This window comes from Streptomyces sp. NPDC094034 (assembly GCF_040303865.1).
GTDB lineage: Bacteria > Actinomycetota > Actinomycetes > Streptomycetales > Streptomycetaceae > Streptomyces.
This window is the reverse complement of sequence record NZ_JBEOUD010000040.1, coordinates 18,415-34,942: the sequence shown is the minus strand read 5'-3', so window position 1 is coordinate 34,942 and position 16,528 is coordinate 18,415. Positions and strand designations below refer to the sequence as shown.

The following is a 16,528-nucleotide window of genomic DNA, read 5'->3' as shown; positions in this document are numbered from 1 at the left end:
GAAAACAAACAGGAGGTCGTACCATGAGCTGGGCATACTCCGATCTGGTCGCCGAGGTGTACGAGTTCCATCTACCCATCGGCTACTCCAACGGGGACGTCGAGTACTACACCCGTGCGCTGAGCGGAGTCACGGGGCGTGTCCTGGAGCCCGCTTGCGGCACCGGCCGCGTGCTCATCCCTCTGTTGGAGGCGGGGCACCTGGTGGATGGCTTGGACCACTCCCCGGAGATGCTGGCCGTGTGCCGCACGTACTGCCAGGAGCGCGGCCTGCCCGAACCGGCGCTGCACGAGGCTGATATGGCCACCTTCGTGCGACCGGAGGCCTACGATGCGGTGATTATGCCCGCGGGTTCCATCCGGAACTTGAGCGGCCGGGCGGTCACCCTCCAAGCCCTGAAATCCTTCTACCAGTCGCTGGCACCAGGTGGCCTGTTGATACTCGATGTCGCGGCTCCCCGGATGAACGCGGAGCCAGGGGCGGTCCAGATATACCAGCGTGAGCCGTACGCCTGGACGGTCCAGACGGTGCGCTCCGACTATGACCCGGTCGCCAACCGGACAACTCAGTTCCTTCGCTACGAGAAGTGGTGTGACGGCGACTTGGTGAAAGCCGAACTGCACCGGTTCTGCCTTCAGCTCTGGGGCCTTAGGGAGTTCGAGGAGCTCCTGACCGAGGCCGGCTACACCGAAATTCGAGTGACGGCCGACTACCAGGAGAATAACCGGCCCACCTCCGCCTCCGGTGACTGGACCTTCCACGCCGTCCGTCCTTGACGAGCGCGGGCCGATTCGGACGAGCCGGGGATCGCCCCCCCGGGGCACCGACCCCGGCTCCGTCCTGCACGCACTCAATCCACCAGCAGTGGCAGACCGGGCAGCACCTTCTCGATGGTGATCGGGAAGTCGCGCACGCGTACCCCGGTGGCGTTGAACACCGCGTTCGCGACCGACGCACCCGCCCCGCAAATGCCCACCTCGCCGACGCCCTTCGCGCCCAGGGGGTTGGCCTTGTCGTCGTACCCGTCGAGGACGACAGCGTCGATGTCGGGGATGTCGGCGTGGACCGGCACCAGATACCCCGCGAAATCCCGGTTCACGAAGGCGCCGGATCGCGGGTCGACGACGGCCTCCTCTTCGAGGGCCGCGCCGACTCCCCAGATCATGCCGCCGATCAGCTGCGAGCGGGTCGTCTTCGGGTTGAACACACGACCCACCGAGAACACGCTCAGCATCCGCCGCAGACGGATCTCCGCGGTGTCGGCGTCGATTCCCACTTCGGCGAAATGGGCCCCGTAGGTGTTGATCGAGTAGTCCGTGTAATTCGGGTCGTCGCCCATGAAGCGGACCTGCCCCTGCGCCTCCACGCCTTCGGGACGGCTGCGCGCGACGATGCCGCTCAGTGCCTCGGACGCGTCACCGATGCCCACGCTGCCGTCGGAGAACACGGCGTCCGCCGGGTCCAGGCCGTGCAGCGGGGAGCGGGGGTCGCCGCAGGCCGCTTCCAGCAACTTCTCGCGCAGAGCCGCGCACGCTCGATGCGCCGCGGTGCACGAGTTGGTGGCGCCCCACGAGCCTCCCGACCCCCAGCTGGAGGGCAGATCGGAAAGTCCGAGCTCGATCCGCACCCGTTCGAGCGGGAGTCCGAGTCCGTCGGCCGCGACCTGCGTCAGGATGGTGTAGGTGCCCGTGCCGATGTCGGTCATGTCGGTCCTGACGACAGCGGTGCCGTCCGCCTCCAGCCGCACCCGCACCGTCGTCGGACCCTGCAAGTGGCCCCGGATGGCGGCCGACACGCCGTAGCCGACCAGCCATCGTCCGTCGCGCACACTCGCGGGCGTGACCGGGCGGTTCTCCCACCCGAAGCGGCGCGCGCCCTCGCGCAGGCACTCGACCAGGTGCCGGTCGCTGTACGGCACGTCCCGCTCGGGATCGACCGTGGGCTCATTGCGGATCCGCAGCTCGACCGGGTCCATCCCGAGCGCGTCGGCCAGTTCGTCCATCGCCGACTCGACCGCCAGCAAGCCCGGCGCCTCGCCCGGCGCGCGGACGTCCGTCCCGCGCGGCAGGTCGAGCGCCGCGAGCCGGTGACTGGTCAACCGGTGGGGCGCGGCGTAGAGGCTGCGGGTGGTGGCGGCGGTCTGCTCGGCGTACTCGACATCGGGGTTGGTGTGCATGGTGACGTCGTGGGCGATCGCCGTCAGCCGTCCGTCGCGCCCCGCGCCCAGCCGGACCCGCTGGCTCGATATGGGGCGCATGCCGACGAGCTGGAAGACCTGCTGGCGGGTCATCGCGACTTTGACCGGTCGGCGCAGCACGCGGGCGGCGAGCGCCGCCAGGATCGTCTCGGAATGGATGCCCAGCTTGGAGCCGAATCCCCCGCCGACGAAGGGGGAGACGACGTGGACCCGCTCCGGGGCCATCCGAAGCGTGCTGGCGACCGAAGCCTGCGCGGCGTCGACGATCTGGCAGCTGACATGGACGATCAGGTCCTCGCCGCGCGGTTCCGCCAGGCACGCGTTCGGTTCGATCGGCAGCGAGAGCTCGTACGGCGTTGTGTAACGCTGGTCGACCTTGACCTCGGCGCTGTTGAACCCCGCGTCGAAGTCGCCCACCTCGGTGTCGGTGGGGAGGCCGGCGTTGACCACCTTCGGGATGTACACCTGGTCCTCGTACGCGGCGAAGTCGAAGCGCCCCCGCCCGGCGCTGTATTCAACCTCGACGAGGGCTGCCGCGGCTCGGGCCTGCTCAAGGGTCTCGGCGACGACGAGCGCCACGGGCTCGCCGTAATGGTGGATGTCGGGGCCGGTCAGCACCGGCTGGGCGCGCCAGTATTCGAAGGTGACGGACTCGTCCCGAGGGCCTTGCACGGGGGCGTTGAGATGGGTCATCACCAGGCGCACGCCGGGTGCGCTCGCGACGCTCTCGGTGTCGATCCCGGTGATGCGGCCTTTACCGATCGTCGCGCCGACGATCAAACCGTAGAGCGGTTGGCCGGCCTCCCAGTGCTCGTAGGCGTAGGCGGCTCGGCCGGTGGCCTTCAACGGGCCGTCGACGCGGTCCACAGCTTGCCCGATCATCTCGCCCCCTCAGCTCGCCCCGGCCACTTGGGCCAGTGTGCGGCACAGTGTGCGCTTGGCCAGGTCGATCTTGAAGTCGTTGTGCCCCTGCCCCACCGCGTCGCTCATGGCCGCCTCGGCGGCGGCGCGATAGGTGGCCATCGTGGCCGGACGGCCGATCACCGCGGCCTCCGCCTTCGTGGACCGCCACGGCTTGTGCGCGACACCGCCGAACGCCACCCTCGCCTCAGTGATCGTTCCCCGCTCGGTCGAGACGACAGCTGCCACGGAGACCAGCGCGAACTCGTACGACGCCCGGTCGCGCACCTTGCGGTATCGCTGCCGGCCCGGCGGGGGCGGGGGAAGCAGGACACCCGTGATCATCTCGCCCGGCCTCAGTACGTTCTCGATGTGCGGTGTGCCGCCCGGCAGCCGGTAGAAGTCGGCGATGGCCACGCGGCGCACCTCCTGGTCGCCGCCGAGCAGCTCGATCTCCGCATCCAGTGCGGTCAACGCGACGGCCATGTCCGAGGGGTGGGTGGCGATGCAGGAGGTGCTGGCTCCGAGAACCGCGTGTATCCGGTTGAACCCGCCGATCGCCGAGCAACCGGAGCCGGGATCACGCTTGTTGCAGCCGGCGGCCGTGTCGTAGAAATACGGGCAGCGCGTGCGCTGCAACAGGTTTCCGCCGGTGGACGCCTTGTTCCGCAACTGACCCGATGCGCCGGACACCAGTGCCTCCGACAGCACCGGATAACGGGTGCGTACGTGTGCGTCGGCGGCCACCTCGGAATTCGCCGCCTGGGCGCCGATGCGCAGTCCGCCGTCCGGGAGTTCCAGGATGTCCCGCAGCGGGAGCCGGCTGATGTCGATCAGACGGCTGGGCTTCTCGATGTCGAGCTTCATCAGGTCGAGCAGATTGGTGCCGCCGCTGATGAACTTCGCGCCGTCTCTGGACGCCGCGGCGACGGCCGCTTGCGCGTCCGTCGCTCTCTCGTAGGTGAAGGGCCTCATCGCGGGCTCCCTTCCGCGGTGGCGCGGATGGCCGCGACGATATTCGGATAGGCGGCGCACCGGCAGATGTTGCCGCTCATCCGCTCGCGGATCTCCTCGTCGGTCAACGCGATGTGCGGCGCGGTCACGTCGGCGGTGGCGTGGCTGGGAGAACCCGCCTCCACCTCGGTGAGCATGCCGACGGCCGAACAGATCTGGCCTGGTGTGCAGTAGCCGCACTGGAAGCCGTCGTTCTCGACGAAGGCGCGTTGCATGGGGTGTGGAACATCGGGGTCGCCCAGGCCCTCGATCGTGACGATCTGGTCGCCCTCGTGCATCACGGCGAGCGTCAGGCAGGAGTTCACGCGCCGGCCGTTGATCAGCACGGTGCAGGCGCCGCACTGCCCGTGGTCACACCCTTTCTTGGTGCCGCTCAGGCGCAGATGTTCGCGCAGCGCGTCGAGCAGCGAGGTCCGCGGATCGACCTCAAGCTGCCGCACCTGAGCGTTGACACTCAGCCTGATCGCCAAGAGTCCGGCCGTCTCGCCCTGGCTTCGCCCCATGGCGCCCGTATCCGAATCGCTCATCACTGCCCGCCTTCCCCGCCAGGGCCTCTCGGGCTCCAGCTGGAAATGCGTCGCCACCTTCAGGCGCGCTTCTGTTTCCCAGCGTCTCGCGAACACCGTCGCCCCGCGCGTCGAAGGCGGGCGCCGGGCCGCCCGCGTGCCCCGGGTGGTCAGTGAGTCATTGCCCGGCGGACCGCGGGAGAGTGGAAGGAGTGGGAGGAGTGGCGGAGGAGGAGAGTCATATGCGTGTTTCGCGGCTCGGTCGGCATCGGGAGGGCATCGCCATTTTGGTGGTGCTGGTGCTGGCCGTGCTGGCGGAGGTCGCGGTGATCGTGGGGCCCGCGTCCGACCGGCCGCTGGTGGGGGTGGCTGTTTCCGGTCTGCTGGCCGTGGTGCTCGTGATCGGCATTGGCTGGGTGTGCGGCCACTGGTACCTGGTGCGGCACCGTTCCCGGCCGGAGTGGGGCGGCATGGAGAAGGATATGCCGCTTACCACCGAGGCGGTGGCCGGTTTCCCGTTCGCCGAGGTGAGCGAGCGGCTGGGACAGTGCGACACGGGCTGTATGAACCGTGTGTACGCCGCCTGGGTCCTGGCGAGCCATGGCCATGACGCGGAATGGATCGCCCGCGGTCTGGACCTCCCCCATGATGTCGCCGAGGTCCTGGTCGAGGCCGCGGACAGGAGGGCGCGGACCTCTTCAGGCGCTGCCGAGACGGACCGCCTTGAAGAGCAGGAGCAGGACGCTGAGGATCAGGTAGCCGCGCAGCACCGTCATACCCAGCCTCGTGCCCGGTGACCATCGCACGGGTTCGAGCAGTGTGACCGGTGGCATGCGCCAGGCGAGTTTTTCGGAGCGCGTCATGACGGGTGTCCGGGGCGGGGGCGAGCGGCGCCGGGTGGTGAACATGGTCGCTGCCGCGGTGGCCAGGCCGATGACCAGCGCGATCGCCAGCCAGGTGACGAGGCGGGCGACGTCAAGGGCCGGGAAGAGTGTAGTGGCCATCAGAGTTCCGGACAGCAGGAGCAGTACCGCGATGATGACGGTGGCGAGTACGTTCAGCCACCGAGGGTTGACCCAGGGACCCAGAACCTCGGAATCGTTGCACAGCAGCAGGAGAAACACGCTCGCCGAGGGCAGAAGCAGCCCCGCCAGCGCCTGCACGGCTTCCGTGATGAGCCCCAGCGGCGCTCCGGGGATGAGCACGATGGCGGCGGCGACCAGGACCAGCAGGCTGTAGGAGGTGTAGAACTGCTTGGCCTCGCGGAAGCCGCGGTGCAGGGAGTGGCGGAGATTGAAGACGTCTCCGAAGGCGTAGCTGGTGGCCAGGGTGACCGCCGCCGCGCCGATGATGCTGGCGTCCAGGAGGACGACGGCGAACATCACCCCCAAGGCGTGATCGTGCCGGCCCAGTGCGTTCGCGACTCCGGCGGCGTCGGTGAAGTGGCCCTGTGCGCCGGTACCCCGGACGGCGAAGTCGGCGACCATCATCAAAGCCGCTGCCCCGGCCACGACCACGAGGGCGCCGATGGCGGTGTCGGCGCGCTCGTATCCGATGAAGCGCGGGGTGATGCGTTTGTCGATGACGTTGGACTGTTGGAAGAACAGTTGCCAGGGAGCGACCGTGGTACCGACGATCGCGATGATCAGCAGTACGGAATTGCTGGTCACGCCCCCCTCGACGGCGGGGACGACGAAGTGGTGCGCGGCCTGTCCCCACCGGGGCCCGGACAGCAGCGTCAGCGGGACGATCAGCAGACTCAGCGCCATGAAGACGAACATCGCCCTTTCCCAGCGGCGGAAGGAACCGCTGGTCACCACCGCGATCAGGATGACGGCGGCGGCCGGTACGGCGACGTACCGCGACAGGCCCAGGTAACCGGCGGCCAGTGAGACACCGATGAATTCGGTCACGATCGTCAGAAAGTTCAACAGGAAGAGATCACCGGCGCTGAACCAGCCCCAGAACCGGCCGAACCGTTCCATGATCAGCCGCGCGTGGCCCACCCCGGTGACCGCGCCCAGCCGTACCACCATCTCCTGGTTCACCACCAGAACCGGAATGAGCAGGAGCAACACCCACAGCAGCGAGTATCCGTAGTTCTGGCCGGCCTGGGCGTACGTGGACACGCCGCCCGCGTCGTTGTCACCGATCATGACGATGAGCCCGGGCCCGACAATCGCCAGCAGCGTCAGCATGCGCGTTCTCACGCCGGGACGGCCGCCCTCACCGGCTGTGTTCGGGACGCGGCCGAGAGCTCCGCGAATCTCGTCCGGAGGAGCCGAGCCCGCTACCGCGCCGGGCCGTCTCACCTCAGCGGCGGGCGGCGCCGGACGAGGGGCGGTTTTCCCGCGCCCGGTCTCCGTACGGTGGTCGGGACGGCGTGGCGGACAGGACCGCCCGGGGGCGTGGGGTTGCTCCGGTTTCCGCGGAGGGTGGGGTTCTTCTCCTCTCTCCGTGGGGCTTGCGGCCGGGGACTTGGGTGCGGCCGGGGCAGCGGGCCCCGGCGCCGGATGAGCGCCGTCGAGCGGACCGGCATGGTCGGGGAGTTTCGGATGCGGAGGAGGCTTCGGTGATGGAGAGTGCTTCCGTGAAGCAGGGGGCTTCGGTGATGGAGGGGGCTGAGGGGAGGGGGGAGGCTTCGGTGTCGGGGGCGGCTTTGGACGCTGATCGTCACCTTCGTGCGCTTCGTCCTCGCTCACGGGGAAGTGGGACTCTCGCGCTCGGGACGGCCCGGCGGACGCGGTGCGTGGCCACGGCGGCGCCAGTCCGGCGGAATGATCACTTCCAGTACATCATCGACGGTGATCACACCCAGGATCCGATCCTCGTCATCGACGACCGGAACGGTCAGCAGGTTGTAGTCCGTCATCAGGAGGGCAACGTCCTCGATGTCGGTGTCCGGTACGACGCGCACCGGGTCGGAGTCCGCCAGCTGTTCCAGCGGTGCTGCCGCATCCGCTTGCAGGAGATCCACCAGCGTGACCGCCCCCGTCAGCCGATCCCCCTCGCCGATCAGATACACACTGGTCAGCACCTCGGGCTGAAGGGCATGTGATCCGCCCGCCTCCCGCAACACCTCGGCGGCCGTGATGCCGGGCGCCGCGGTGAGCACGTCCAGGGCCATCAGCCCCCCGGCGCTGGAGGGATTGAAGCCCATCAGAGTCAGTACTTTGACGCGCTGTCTGGCCGGCAACGCGTCGAGCACGGGCTGCCGCCGGGCCTGCGGCAACTCGTTCACAGCGTCCGTGGCGTCATCGGCGCGCATCCGGGCGATCACCTTCGCGATCTCGGCGTCGGACCGCTCACGGAGCAGACGGATCTGCGAATCCGGCTCCAGTTCCTCGAACACATCGGCTTCGAGCTCCGGGTCGCCGTGGACCGTCTGAAGAATCTCGTGGGACTCGGTACGGCTGGCCTCTTCGAGGAGATCGGCGATGTCCGCGGGCTTCAGTCGGCCCAGCCGCCCGAACACACTCCTGACCCGGGCGGAACGCGCGTGACCGATGAGAGGCTCGAAAGACTTCCAGTCCCTCCAGTCCCTTCGGTCGTGCTCGCCGTCACCACCTCCGAACAGCCGCGCGAGTCGCCGCGGCCGCCGTGTGTTCAAGCCGGTGACCACCAGGCCCTCGGACGTCCGTTCCAGAACGAGGTCGTAGGCCCGGACGAACTCGGCCGCCGGCACATCGATCACCCGATGGCCCAGCACATCCGCACGAAGCAGCACCTCCCCCTCACGCCGCTCAAAGCCGCCCAGGTTCACCCTCCGGCTCGTCAGTGTGATTCCTTCGGCGCCCCAGTTCGCCACCTGCTCCCCGGGAAGGAAGACATCCCGCCCGCCCAGCCGTGCCACAAGACCCGTGACCAGTGGGTAATTCCGGCCCCGCAGACGCACGATGACATCGGAGAGACGGCCCACCGTCTCACCGCCTTTACCCAACAGCGGCCGACGTAGCAGCTCCGCCAGATACAAGTCGCGACCCACAAGCCCAACGTAGGCACAGCGGCCGGAACCGCAATCGAAGACACGGCCATCCAGCCCCATCCTCACGTTGGCCCCAGAAGGGTGACGGAGGCCGGATGGTTCGCCTCGGGCGCGGAGGCGGCGTCGCCGCCGACGGCGACGGCGGCCCGCAGGCCGGTGGGTCCTCACCCTCACGGCGTGCGCGCAGCCCGCTCGGAGCCGGGCCGCAGGCCGGCTCGCGGATCTCGGCTTCACCGGAGACTTCCCCCCCGGCGGCTCCGCGGACCATATCGCCGTACTCGACGAGGTCCGGCCCCGGTTGCCGCACAGTTGCGAGCTCGCCGAGATCGGCGGGGCCTGCCGACACGAACGGCCGACCGGGATAAGGCCGTTGGTCCGCGGTGCCCGCGCCTCGCAGGGTAGTTGCGCTCCACGGACGCCGGTGACCATGCCTGACCAGCTCGCCTGAACACCCAGGACCAGACGCTAGTTGACGCATCAATGACCGACATCTAGTGTGGATGACGCGTCAACCAAATGGTTTTGGGGTCGCCAACCCGGTCAGCCCGTACCTGCCTTACCGCGGGGCATCGAGATGTCGGTGCGCTGCCGGAGACCCGCGGACGCAACGTTCCAGAAGGGGAATCTCGTGAGTACTCAGAACAAGGCCGGACTCGGCGCGCTGCTGACGCCCGAGGAGAGCGTGCTCGCCCTCATCGACCACCAGCCCTTCCAGGTCGCCAACCTGCACAGCCACGAACCGACGATGGTCATCAACAACGCCGTCGGGCTCGCCAAGGCCGCCAAGGTGTTCGAGGTTCCGACCATTCTGACAACCGTTCTGGAGGAGCGCGGTGGCCTTCTTGTCCAGGGCCTGCAGGATGTGTTCCCGGAGCAGAAGCCGATCAACAGGACGTTCATCAACACCTGGCAGGACGATCGTGTCGTGGATGCCGTCAAGGCGACAGGACGCAAGAAGCTGATCATCGCCGGCCTCTGGACAGAGATCTGTGTGGCCATGCCGGCGATACAGGCGGCGGGCGAGGGCTTCGAGGTCTTCGTCGTCACCGACGCGTCGGGTGGTGTCTCGAAGGAGGCCCACGACATGGCGGTGCAGCGCATGATCCAGGCGGGCGTGGTCCCGATCACCTGGATGGCCGTACTGGGCGAGTGGCAGCGCGACTGGGCCCGCGAGAAGACCGTGCCGGGTGCCGCCGAGGTCCAGGCACAGCACGGCGGCGCCAGCGGCGTGGCCTTCGCCTGGGAGATGCAACTCCTGGCCACGCCCACCGAAGGCGAGGCAGCTCTCACCGCTGGGTGACGGAGGCCGATCGCAGCCGTTCGAGAACGGGCCGCCGGGGATTCCGGCGGCCCGTTCGTCGGCCCGGGGGGTGCGGTCACCAGCACTGCGAGCGAGGGCACCCACGAGCCGCTGCCGCTGCCGCTGCTTCAGCGTGCGATCGGCCACCTACAGTGGAGGACTGGTCGAGCGCGCATAGGTCATCTCCCGACGTCGTCGCACTCGGCGGGCGTCCCGTCGGCCAGGACGTGCCCGAGATCGGTCTCTCGCAGGACACGGAGCACACCGGGCCCAGTCACCCGATCAGCGCCACTCTGAGAACACTCACTGATTCGGCGACGCTACGGCGGCTGTGCTGATAACGCTATTGATGATGACCGCGGTCATGGTGCGTGTGACCGCTTCGCTGGTGGCTCCGGCGCCCCAGTTGCCGTGTTCCAGCTCCTGAGCACGTTTGATCACTGCCGTGTTCCAGGGGATATACGGGTCGAACTGGGGGAGCGCACGGCTCGCCCAGAGCAGGGCAGCGAGTGCGGCGATGCGAGGGGTTGGCTCCGTACTGTCGACCAGGACGTCACGGACTTCTTTGAGGAGCACGGCCCGACGGCCGTTTTGACTGTCCTCAAGGACGGTCGTGTTGAAGAAACCGAGTACCTTGCGGTTTTCCCTGCGAATGTCGCCGCGTGCGATGAGGCGTTCCAACAGGGGGTGACGGAGTCTCGGACCGATCGCGGCGAGCACCGTCTGTACGCCACGCGGTTTCTCCGACACGTACTCCCAGGCGGAGAGCAGGATCTCATCCGACGGTGGCGCCTTCTCCCGGACGGCTTCCACGTTGACGGACCCGGTCCGGGTTGTCGTCATCGCCACGGATTCGTGAAGGGCAAGGTCCGCGAGCACAGCTCCGGCGAGCACGTAGAAGAGAGTGTTCTCGCCCGCGATGACCCCGGATTCGGGTTGAAAGAGCAGAAGCAGGAGGTCCTCGGGCAGGATCGGGGAGTCAGTACTATTCGCCGTCCAGGGTGTATGTGCCCCTGCCTCGATGGATGGTTCGTCAGGCTGCTGAGCCATATGTCGGTACCCTCTCTTGTGGTGTGAATTGCTGTCGATCGACGCTGAGGATGTCGAAGTAGCCCTTTTGGTCCGCTGGATCAACCAAGATGCGTCACTGCTCCGCTTCAGGTCGGACGGCAGGAGGACACTGGCGGCTTCCTCGTTCAGTTCCTCGGCTTCCGCACCACACCCGTCTCCGCCGGGATGGTCGGGTCTGTGAACAAAGGGGCTTCGGCGGCATGTTCGGCGTTCTCGTCGAGTGGCGTCCACGACTCGTACGTGGACCGCTCCAGGGGCAGAGGTTTGCCTGCCGCGACAATAGTCCGTGCGGGGCGGTCTCCGCCGAGCAGGAAGTCGATCACCGGGCGGTCCACTTCCTCCGTGCCGTAGGGGAAGACACCGTGAACGCTCTCGTTGTCGACCGCGATCAGGCTCGTGTTCGGCCGGCCTCGGACAGCCGAGATGCCAAGGACTCGAATCCGGCAGGGACGTCCGCCGGCGCGCGGGCGCGGAGGATTGCGGCGATGTCCGTCCGCGCCTTCTTCAAGCGTTCGATGCGCCGCTGGAGTTCGGCGTCGACGTCGCGCAGGACACCCGGTGTGCTGTCGGTTTCGGCGCTGACGTCATTGATCTGTGAGAGCGGCACACCGAGCTCCGCGAGACGTCGGATGCGCAGCAGACTCACCAGGTGCCGCACCTCGTACTGCTTGTATCCGTTGTGCCGGCGCTTCGGTTCATCGAGCAGACCGAGACGGTGATTGTGGCGGATGGTGTTCACTGTCGTGTCCGCCAGATCAGCGAGCCGGCGAGTGCTCCACGGCATGTCGTATCCCTCCCGTGGTTGAGGGGCGTGTGTGGCGCCTCACTATCAGTTCGGCGCCATACACGCCTCTCGTCGGCAGCGATGACGCGGTTCCGCGTCATCAGAAGCCGTCAGGAGAACAGACAGTCATCCAACGTCACTTCGAGAGAAAGTCGCGGAGCGCGGTGTTGACCTCGTCGGCGTGGGTCCAGAGCAGGCCGTGCGGAGCTCCTTCGACCTCGATGTAGTCGGCCTCGGGGAGTGCCTTGTGGAATCGGCGCGCAGTAGCGTCGATCGGGAGAATGTTGTCCTTTGTTCCGTGCAGGATCAGTGCGGGCTTGCCGCTCACGCGGACCGCCTCGACATCGGCGCGGAAGTCTTCGATCCATGCCGGTACCACGGCATACGCAGCCACCGGAGCGCTGCGGATCGCGACGTTCCAGCTACCGGCCACCACCTCTTCGCTGATACGTGTGCCGAGGTTCTCGTCGAGGTTGTAGAAGTCCGCGTAGAACTGCTTGTACCAGGCATACCGATCCGCCTTCGCGGTCGCGGCTATGCCGTCGAAGATCTCCTGCGGCACCCCGTCGGGGTTGTCGTCGCGGGCGACGAGAAACGGTTCGAGCGAGGCGAGGAAGGCGAGCTTCGCGACACGCTCATGACCGTAGCGACTCACATAGCGGGCGAGTTCCCCGGTGCCCATCGAGAAACCGACAAGGACGACATCCTCCAGGTCGAGGGTCTCCAGGACCGTATTCAGGTCAGCGGCGAAGGTGTCGTAGTCGTAACCGGAGTTCACCTTCGACGACTGACCGAAGCCACGGCGGTCATAGGTGATGACCCGATAGCCCTGGGCCAGCAGCTCACGCGTCTGACGCTCCCAGCTGTGCCCGTTCAGTGGGTAGCCGTGGATCAGGACGACCGGCTGCCCGGAACCCTGATCCTCGTAGTAGAGCTCGACGGGCGTACTGTTCTCCGTACCGACGGTGATGTAACCCATGATTTCTTTCCCCTCTGGCCGACGAGACGAACGCCGGCCCCTATCTGTATATGGAAACTGTGTGTTGTCGGAGGCGGATCGGAGGTTTCGCCGTCCGTATCGGCCCGCCGTGGGGCGCGAAGTTCACCATGGGCGGTCAACCGCCCTGACGTCATCCCGCGATCGCGGCCTGTAGGTCGGCGTGATCCACGGTGGCCACGACTGTGACTCGACCACCATCGCCGGGATCGGGATCGGGCATGATCGATTCCGGGTCGACGAGATAGACCTCGTGACCATCCAGCGTCAGCCGCCGTGCGACCTCCAGCAGCACGCGCCGTGCGACGTCGTCGATCGAATAGACCCTTGTCAGGTCCAAAGCCACCCTGACTTCCGCAGGCGAGATGTCCGCGGATTCCTGAACAACTCTCTCGGCTCCGGCAAAGCCGATGCCCCCTTGCAGTTGCAGGACCCGGAGCGCGTTCGGTCCGCTGCCAACGACACGGTTGGACCGCACGACGGCACGCGCGGCGGCAGGGACCTCCATCACATGCAGACCCATGTCCGAAGAGAATCGCTCGAAAAGTGACACCCCACGCACGCTGTTCCCGTGACTGTCCAGTCGTGGTGAGAACGTGGCAATGCCGATCTGTCCGGGGAGCGCGCCGATCAGACCCCCGGCCACCCCGCTCTTCGCCGGAATACCGACCTGGGTCGCCCAGTCACCGGCGGCGTCATACATTCCACAGCTGAACATGACGCTCAACACCTGACGCACCACCGGTTCAGGCACCACCTGCTCTCCCGAGAGAGGGTTTATCCCACGGTTGGCCAACGTCGCGGCCATCATGGCCAGATCTCGCGTGGTGACGAGCACGGAACACTGGCGGGTGTAGCCGTCCACGGTGGCCCTTGCGTCCTCGGTGAGGACGTTGTGACTCCGGAGCATGTGTGCGATGGCGAGATTGCGGTGCGCGTGCTCCATCTCCGACGCACATACCGCCTCATCCATCTCCAGTCGACGACCGGCGAATGCAGAGAGGCCGTGGAGCACGCGTTCCACACGCTCTGTCGGATTCAAGTCCTCCGCGCCGGCCAGTGAGTGAACGGTGATCGCACCAGCGTTGATCATGGGATTGCGGGGGCGCCCCGTATCGCTTTCGAGTGAGATCTCGTTGAACGCCTCTCCGGACGGCTCGACGCCGACTTTGGCGAGCACAGGGTCGAATCCGCGATCAGACAGGGCCAACGCGTATATGAACGGCTTGGAGATCGATTGGATCGTGAACTCGATATCGATGTCACCGGCACCATAGACCTCTCCGTCAATCATGGCGAACGCCGCACCAAGGCGCTCGGGGTCCGCTGCCGCGAGCTCAGGGATGTATCCCGCCGGCTCTCCCGACGTGTCCAACTCCACATCTCCCAGTACTTCGGCCAAATAGTCGGGAATGATTGGCCGCATTCGTCCTCCATGCATAGTTGCGGCGCGGGCACAGTTCTCCGGTCCGGCCGAGCTGCTCTGCCCTTCTGTCACGAATATCTTCTGTCACGAATGCTCAAGAAGTCTTGTCGGAGCGGGGGTGGCGGTGAGCACGCGAAGCCGGTCGGCGTCGACATTGGCTCCGAAGGCGGGGGTTCCGGGTTCGAGCCGGATGCCCGCCGCGAGGTCGCCGATGGTGAGGGGGTCGAATCCGAGAGAGTCGATCAGCACGGAGACGACGGCGAGATCCTCGGGCGAGTCACCGGCGATCGCGATGGCCTTGCGTCCGAGGCCGCCGGCTGGACGAGCCCCGTCTTCGAGGTCGTGGTAGCCCATGTGGTTGAGGGCTTTCACGACACGTGCGCCCGTAAGGAACCGCTGAACGACTTCGCTCGAAGAGGTGTCGGGCGGGAGGATCGCGTCGCGGGGACCATCGACCTCCCACCAATGGTTCATCGCGTCGATGACCAGCTTTCCCGCCAGCTTCGGAGCCGGGAGGTCGCGGTGTTTGCCGAGCGGGAGAGCCAGGACCACCACATCGGCGGCATCCGCGGCCTGGGCCGGCCACACGGCGGTCGCTCCGGGGGTGAGGATTTTGGCGGTAAGCGCGATCTTGGAGGGATCACCGGACCCGGAGATCAGGACTCGATAGCCGGCGGCGACCGCCAGGCGCGCCAGGACGGTGCCGACCTTCCCGGCCCCCAGGATCCCGATGGTGGTGACAGGGTTGGTCATCGCGCCGCTCCCGCCGTGGCCGCGGGCCGCTCGGCCAGAAGCTCGCGGATCCGGGGGATGACTTGGGTGCCGTACAACTCGACCGAACGCAGGCGTGCGGAGGCTGAAACGGTGCCGGCGGCGGAGTAGATCATGTCGAACCGGCCCGCGTTCAGTACCCGGATGGCATGGGCGATCTTGGCCGCGACCGTCTCGACCGAGCCGACATACAGCGACCCGCGGTCCACCTCGGCGTCGAATTCCTCCCGGCGCAGCGGCGGCCAGCCGCGCAGCGCCCCGATTCGGTCGCGAATCTCCTTGTACCCAGGGTAGAAGAGCTCCTTGGCCTCTTCGTCAGTGGAGGCGACGAAGCCGGGCGAATGCGTCCCGATCGGCTGCGCGGTAGTGCCGAACTCCTCGCTGGCACGCCGGTACAGATCCACGTAGGGAGCGAACCGGTCAGGGGCGCCGCCGATGATCGCGAGCATGAGCCGGAAGCCATACTGAGCGGTGCGGAGCACGGACTGCGGTGTCCCGCCCACCCCCACCCAGGTGTTGAGACGTCCCGAATCGGTCTTCGGGTACACGTCCGCATGGTGCAGGGCGGCGCGCGTGGTGCCTTCCCAGGTGACCGGCTTCTCGTCCAGGAGCCGATGGAAAAGGTCGATCTTCTCCTCGAACAGCACCTCGTAGTCCTTGAGGTCGTACCCGAACAGGGGGAACGACTCGGTAAAGGAACCGCGTCCGAGGATCACCTCGGCGCGGCCGTTGGAGAGCGCGTCGACCGTGGCGAACCGCTGGAACACTCGTACCGGGTCGTCCGAGGACAGTACTGTCACGCCCGAGGCGAGCCGAATGCGCTTCGTGGCTGCCGCGATGCCCGCCAGCACTGTCTCAGGGCTGGAGATCGCGTACTCGGGCCGGTGGTGCTCGCCCAACGCAACAACGTCGATACCGATCTCGTCGGCAAGTACGGCTTCGGTCACCGCGGCGCGGATCGCCTGCGCGTGCGAGACGATCACGCCCTGGTCGCTTCGGGGCCGGTCTCCGAAGCTGTCGATACCGAACTCGATTTGCGAGACATCCATCGTGTTCACTTCGTTCAACGCTTTCGTTGTGTCGGGGTGTGGCGGTGCGTGGTCCGTGACGACCGTCCGGGACGGCCGTCCCGGACGAGCTGCGCGAGTACCCTGCCGGTCGGGCCCCGCGTCTTGTCTTCGCCGGTCAGCGGTTCGCGCGCGGACGGGGGAGGGGAGTCTGTTCACCGAACAGCCGGATGCTCTGCTTCGCGGTCCCCTTGGTCACCCACACCACCTCCGCCGATCTAGTTGACACGTAAACCATGACATCCGATGGTTTATGTGTCAACTAGGTAGTGGTGCGGTGGGTGAAGCTGCACGTCAGTGAACTGGTGCATGGTCGGCAACGGGGCCGACGGGGGGCTGGTCGGGCAGCTCGCCGACCGGAGTCGCCCCTCCGGTCGACATCTTCCGACCGGGCTCGGTGCGTGGTCCAACCGTCTGACGTGAGCGGCTCCGCAAGCGTTCCACCGGCGCTTGAGTGTGTTCCATGTCTCAGGAGGCTTGCGTAAACGTCGACCGTGAGTTGAGGATTCA

At 67.0% G+C, this 16,528-nt stretch carries 15 protein-coding genes; 3 read left to right on the top strand and 12 right to left on the bottom strand.

All coding sequences use genetic code 11. The features are described from left to right. Positions 1-23: 23 nt before the first annotated feature. Positions 24-776, top strand: a complete 753-nt coding sequence (locus ABTZ59_RS28670) for a class I SAM-dependent methyltransferase (RefSeq protein ID WP_351419532.1) — start codon at positions 24-26, stop codon at positions 774-776. A gap of 74 nt (positions 777-850) precedes the next feature. Here ABTZ59_RS28670 and ABTZ59_RS28665 read toward each other — a convergent pair whose 3' ends face one another. Genes ABTZ59_RS28665 through ABTZ59_RS28655 form a run of 3 tightly spaced genes read right to left on the bottom strand, consistent with a single transcriptional unit; the run spans position 851 to position 4,638 of the window. Next, positions 851-3,079 (bottom strand): molybdopterin cofactor-binding domain-containing protein, encoded by a 2,229-nt coding sequence (locus tag ABTZ59_RS28665; protein WP_351419529.1) that lies wholly within the window; start codon positions 3,077-3,079, stop codon positions 851-853. 9 nt (positions 3,080-3,088) lie between these two features. Further along, a complete protein-coding gene (locus tag ABTZ59_RS28660; protein WP_351419527.1) occupies positions 3,089-4,072 on the bottom strand; it encodes an FAD binding domain-containing protein in 984 nt (327 codons plus the stop codon). Next, the gene (locus tag ABTZ59_RS28655; protein WP_351419567.1) at positions 4,069-4,638 is read right to left on the bottom strand and encodes a 2Fe-2S iron-sulfur cluster-binding protein; all 570 of its coding nucleotides are present in this window, start codon (positions 4,636-4,638) and stop codon (positions 4,069-4,071) included. The genes ABTZ59_RS28660 and ABTZ59_RS28655 overlap by 4 nt, the downstream gene beginning before the upstream one ends. Before the next feature lie 200 nt (positions 4,639-4,838). Here ABTZ59_RS28655 and ABTZ59_RS28650 point away from each other — a divergent pair, with 200 nt between their 5' ends. Further along, the gene (locus ABTZ59_RS28650) at positions 4,839-5,414 is read left to right on the top strand and encodes a hypothetical protein (protein ID WP_351419524.1); all 576 of its coding nucleotides are present in this window, start codon (positions 4,839-4,841) and stop codon (positions 5,412-5,414) included. Here ABTZ59_RS28650 and ABTZ59_RS28645 read toward each other — a convergent pair. Further along, on the bottom strand, positions 5,316-6,827 hold the full coding sequence (locus tag ABTZ59_RS28645) for an NRAMP family divalent metal transporter (protein WP_351419521.1): 1,512 nt from the start codon (positions 6,825-6,827) through the stop codon (positions 5,316-5,318). The genes ABTZ59_RS28650 and ABTZ59_RS28645 overlap by 99 nt on opposite strands. Before the next feature lie 488 nt (positions 6,828-7,315). After that, entirely contained in the window at positions 7,316-8,602 is a 1,287-nt protein-coding gene (locus ABTZ59_RS28640) for a magnesium transporter MgtE N-terminal domain-containing protein (RefSeq protein ID WP_351419517.1), read from the bottom strand. 628 nt (positions 8,603-9,230) lie between these two features. On the opposite strand from ABTZ59_RS28640, the gene ABTZ59_RS28635 reads away from it, so the two are divergent. Beyond that, positions 9,231-9,902, top strand: a complete 672-nt coding sequence (locus ABTZ59_RS28635; protein ID WP_351419513.1) for a hydrolase — start codon at positions 9,231-9,233, stop codon at positions 9,900-9,902. Positions 9,903-10,205: 303 nt separating this feature from the next. On the opposite strand, the gene ABTZ59_RS28630 is transcribed toward ABTZ59_RS28635, so the two are convergent. The 7 genes from ABTZ59_RS28630 to ABTZ59_RS28600 form a co-directional block, all read right to left on the bottom strand. Then, on the bottom strand, positions 10,206-10,952 hold the full coding sequence (locus ABTZ59_RS28630) for a GOLPH3/VPS74 family protein (RefSeq protein ID WP_351419509.1): 747 nt from the start codon (positions 10,950-10,952) through the stop codon (positions 10,206-10,208). A gap of 146 nt (positions 10,953-11,098) precedes the next feature. Beyond that, on the bottom strand, positions 11,099-11,308 hold the full coding sequence (locus ABTZ59_RS28625) for a hypothetical protein (RefSeq protein WP_351419505.1): 210 nt from the start codon (positions 11,306-11,308) through the stop codon (positions 11,099-11,101). A 53-nt stretch (positions 11,309-11,361) separates the two neighbouring features. Then, the gene (locus ABTZ59_RS28620) at positions 11,362-11,757 is read right to left on the bottom strand and encodes a MerR family transcriptional regulator (RefSeq protein ID WP_351419501.1); all 396 of its coding nucleotides are present in this window, start codon (positions 11,755-11,757) and stop codon (positions 11,362-11,364) included. Positions 11,758-11,893: 136 nt separating this feature from the next. After that, the gene (locus ABTZ59_RS28615; protein ID WP_351419498.1) at positions 11,894-12,736 is read right to left on the bottom strand and encodes an alpha/beta fold hydrolase; all 843 of its coding nucleotides are present in this window, start codon (positions 12,734-12,736) and stop codon (positions 11,894-11,896) included. 151 nt (positions 12,737-12,887) lie between these two features. Then, entirely contained in the window at positions 12,888-14,180 is a 1,293-nt protein-coding gene (locus ABTZ59_RS28610; protein WP_351419495.1) for a glutaminase, read from the bottom strand. An 84-nt stretch (positions 14,181-14,264) separates the two neighbouring features. Continuing rightward, a complete protein-coding gene (locus ABTZ59_RS28605; protein ID WP_351419493.1) occupies positions 14,265-14,933 on the bottom strand; it encodes an NADPH-dependent F420 reductase in 669 nt (222 codons plus the stop codon). Beyond that, a complete protein-coding gene (locus tag ABTZ59_RS28600) occupies positions 14,930-16,000 on the bottom strand; it encodes an LLM class flavin-dependent oxidoreductase (RefSeq protein WP_351419489.1) in 1,071 nt (356 codons plus the stop codon). The genes ABTZ59_RS28605 and ABTZ59_RS28600 overlap by 4 nt, the downstream gene beginning before the upstream one ends. Positions 16,001-16,528 lie beyond the last annotated feature (528 nt).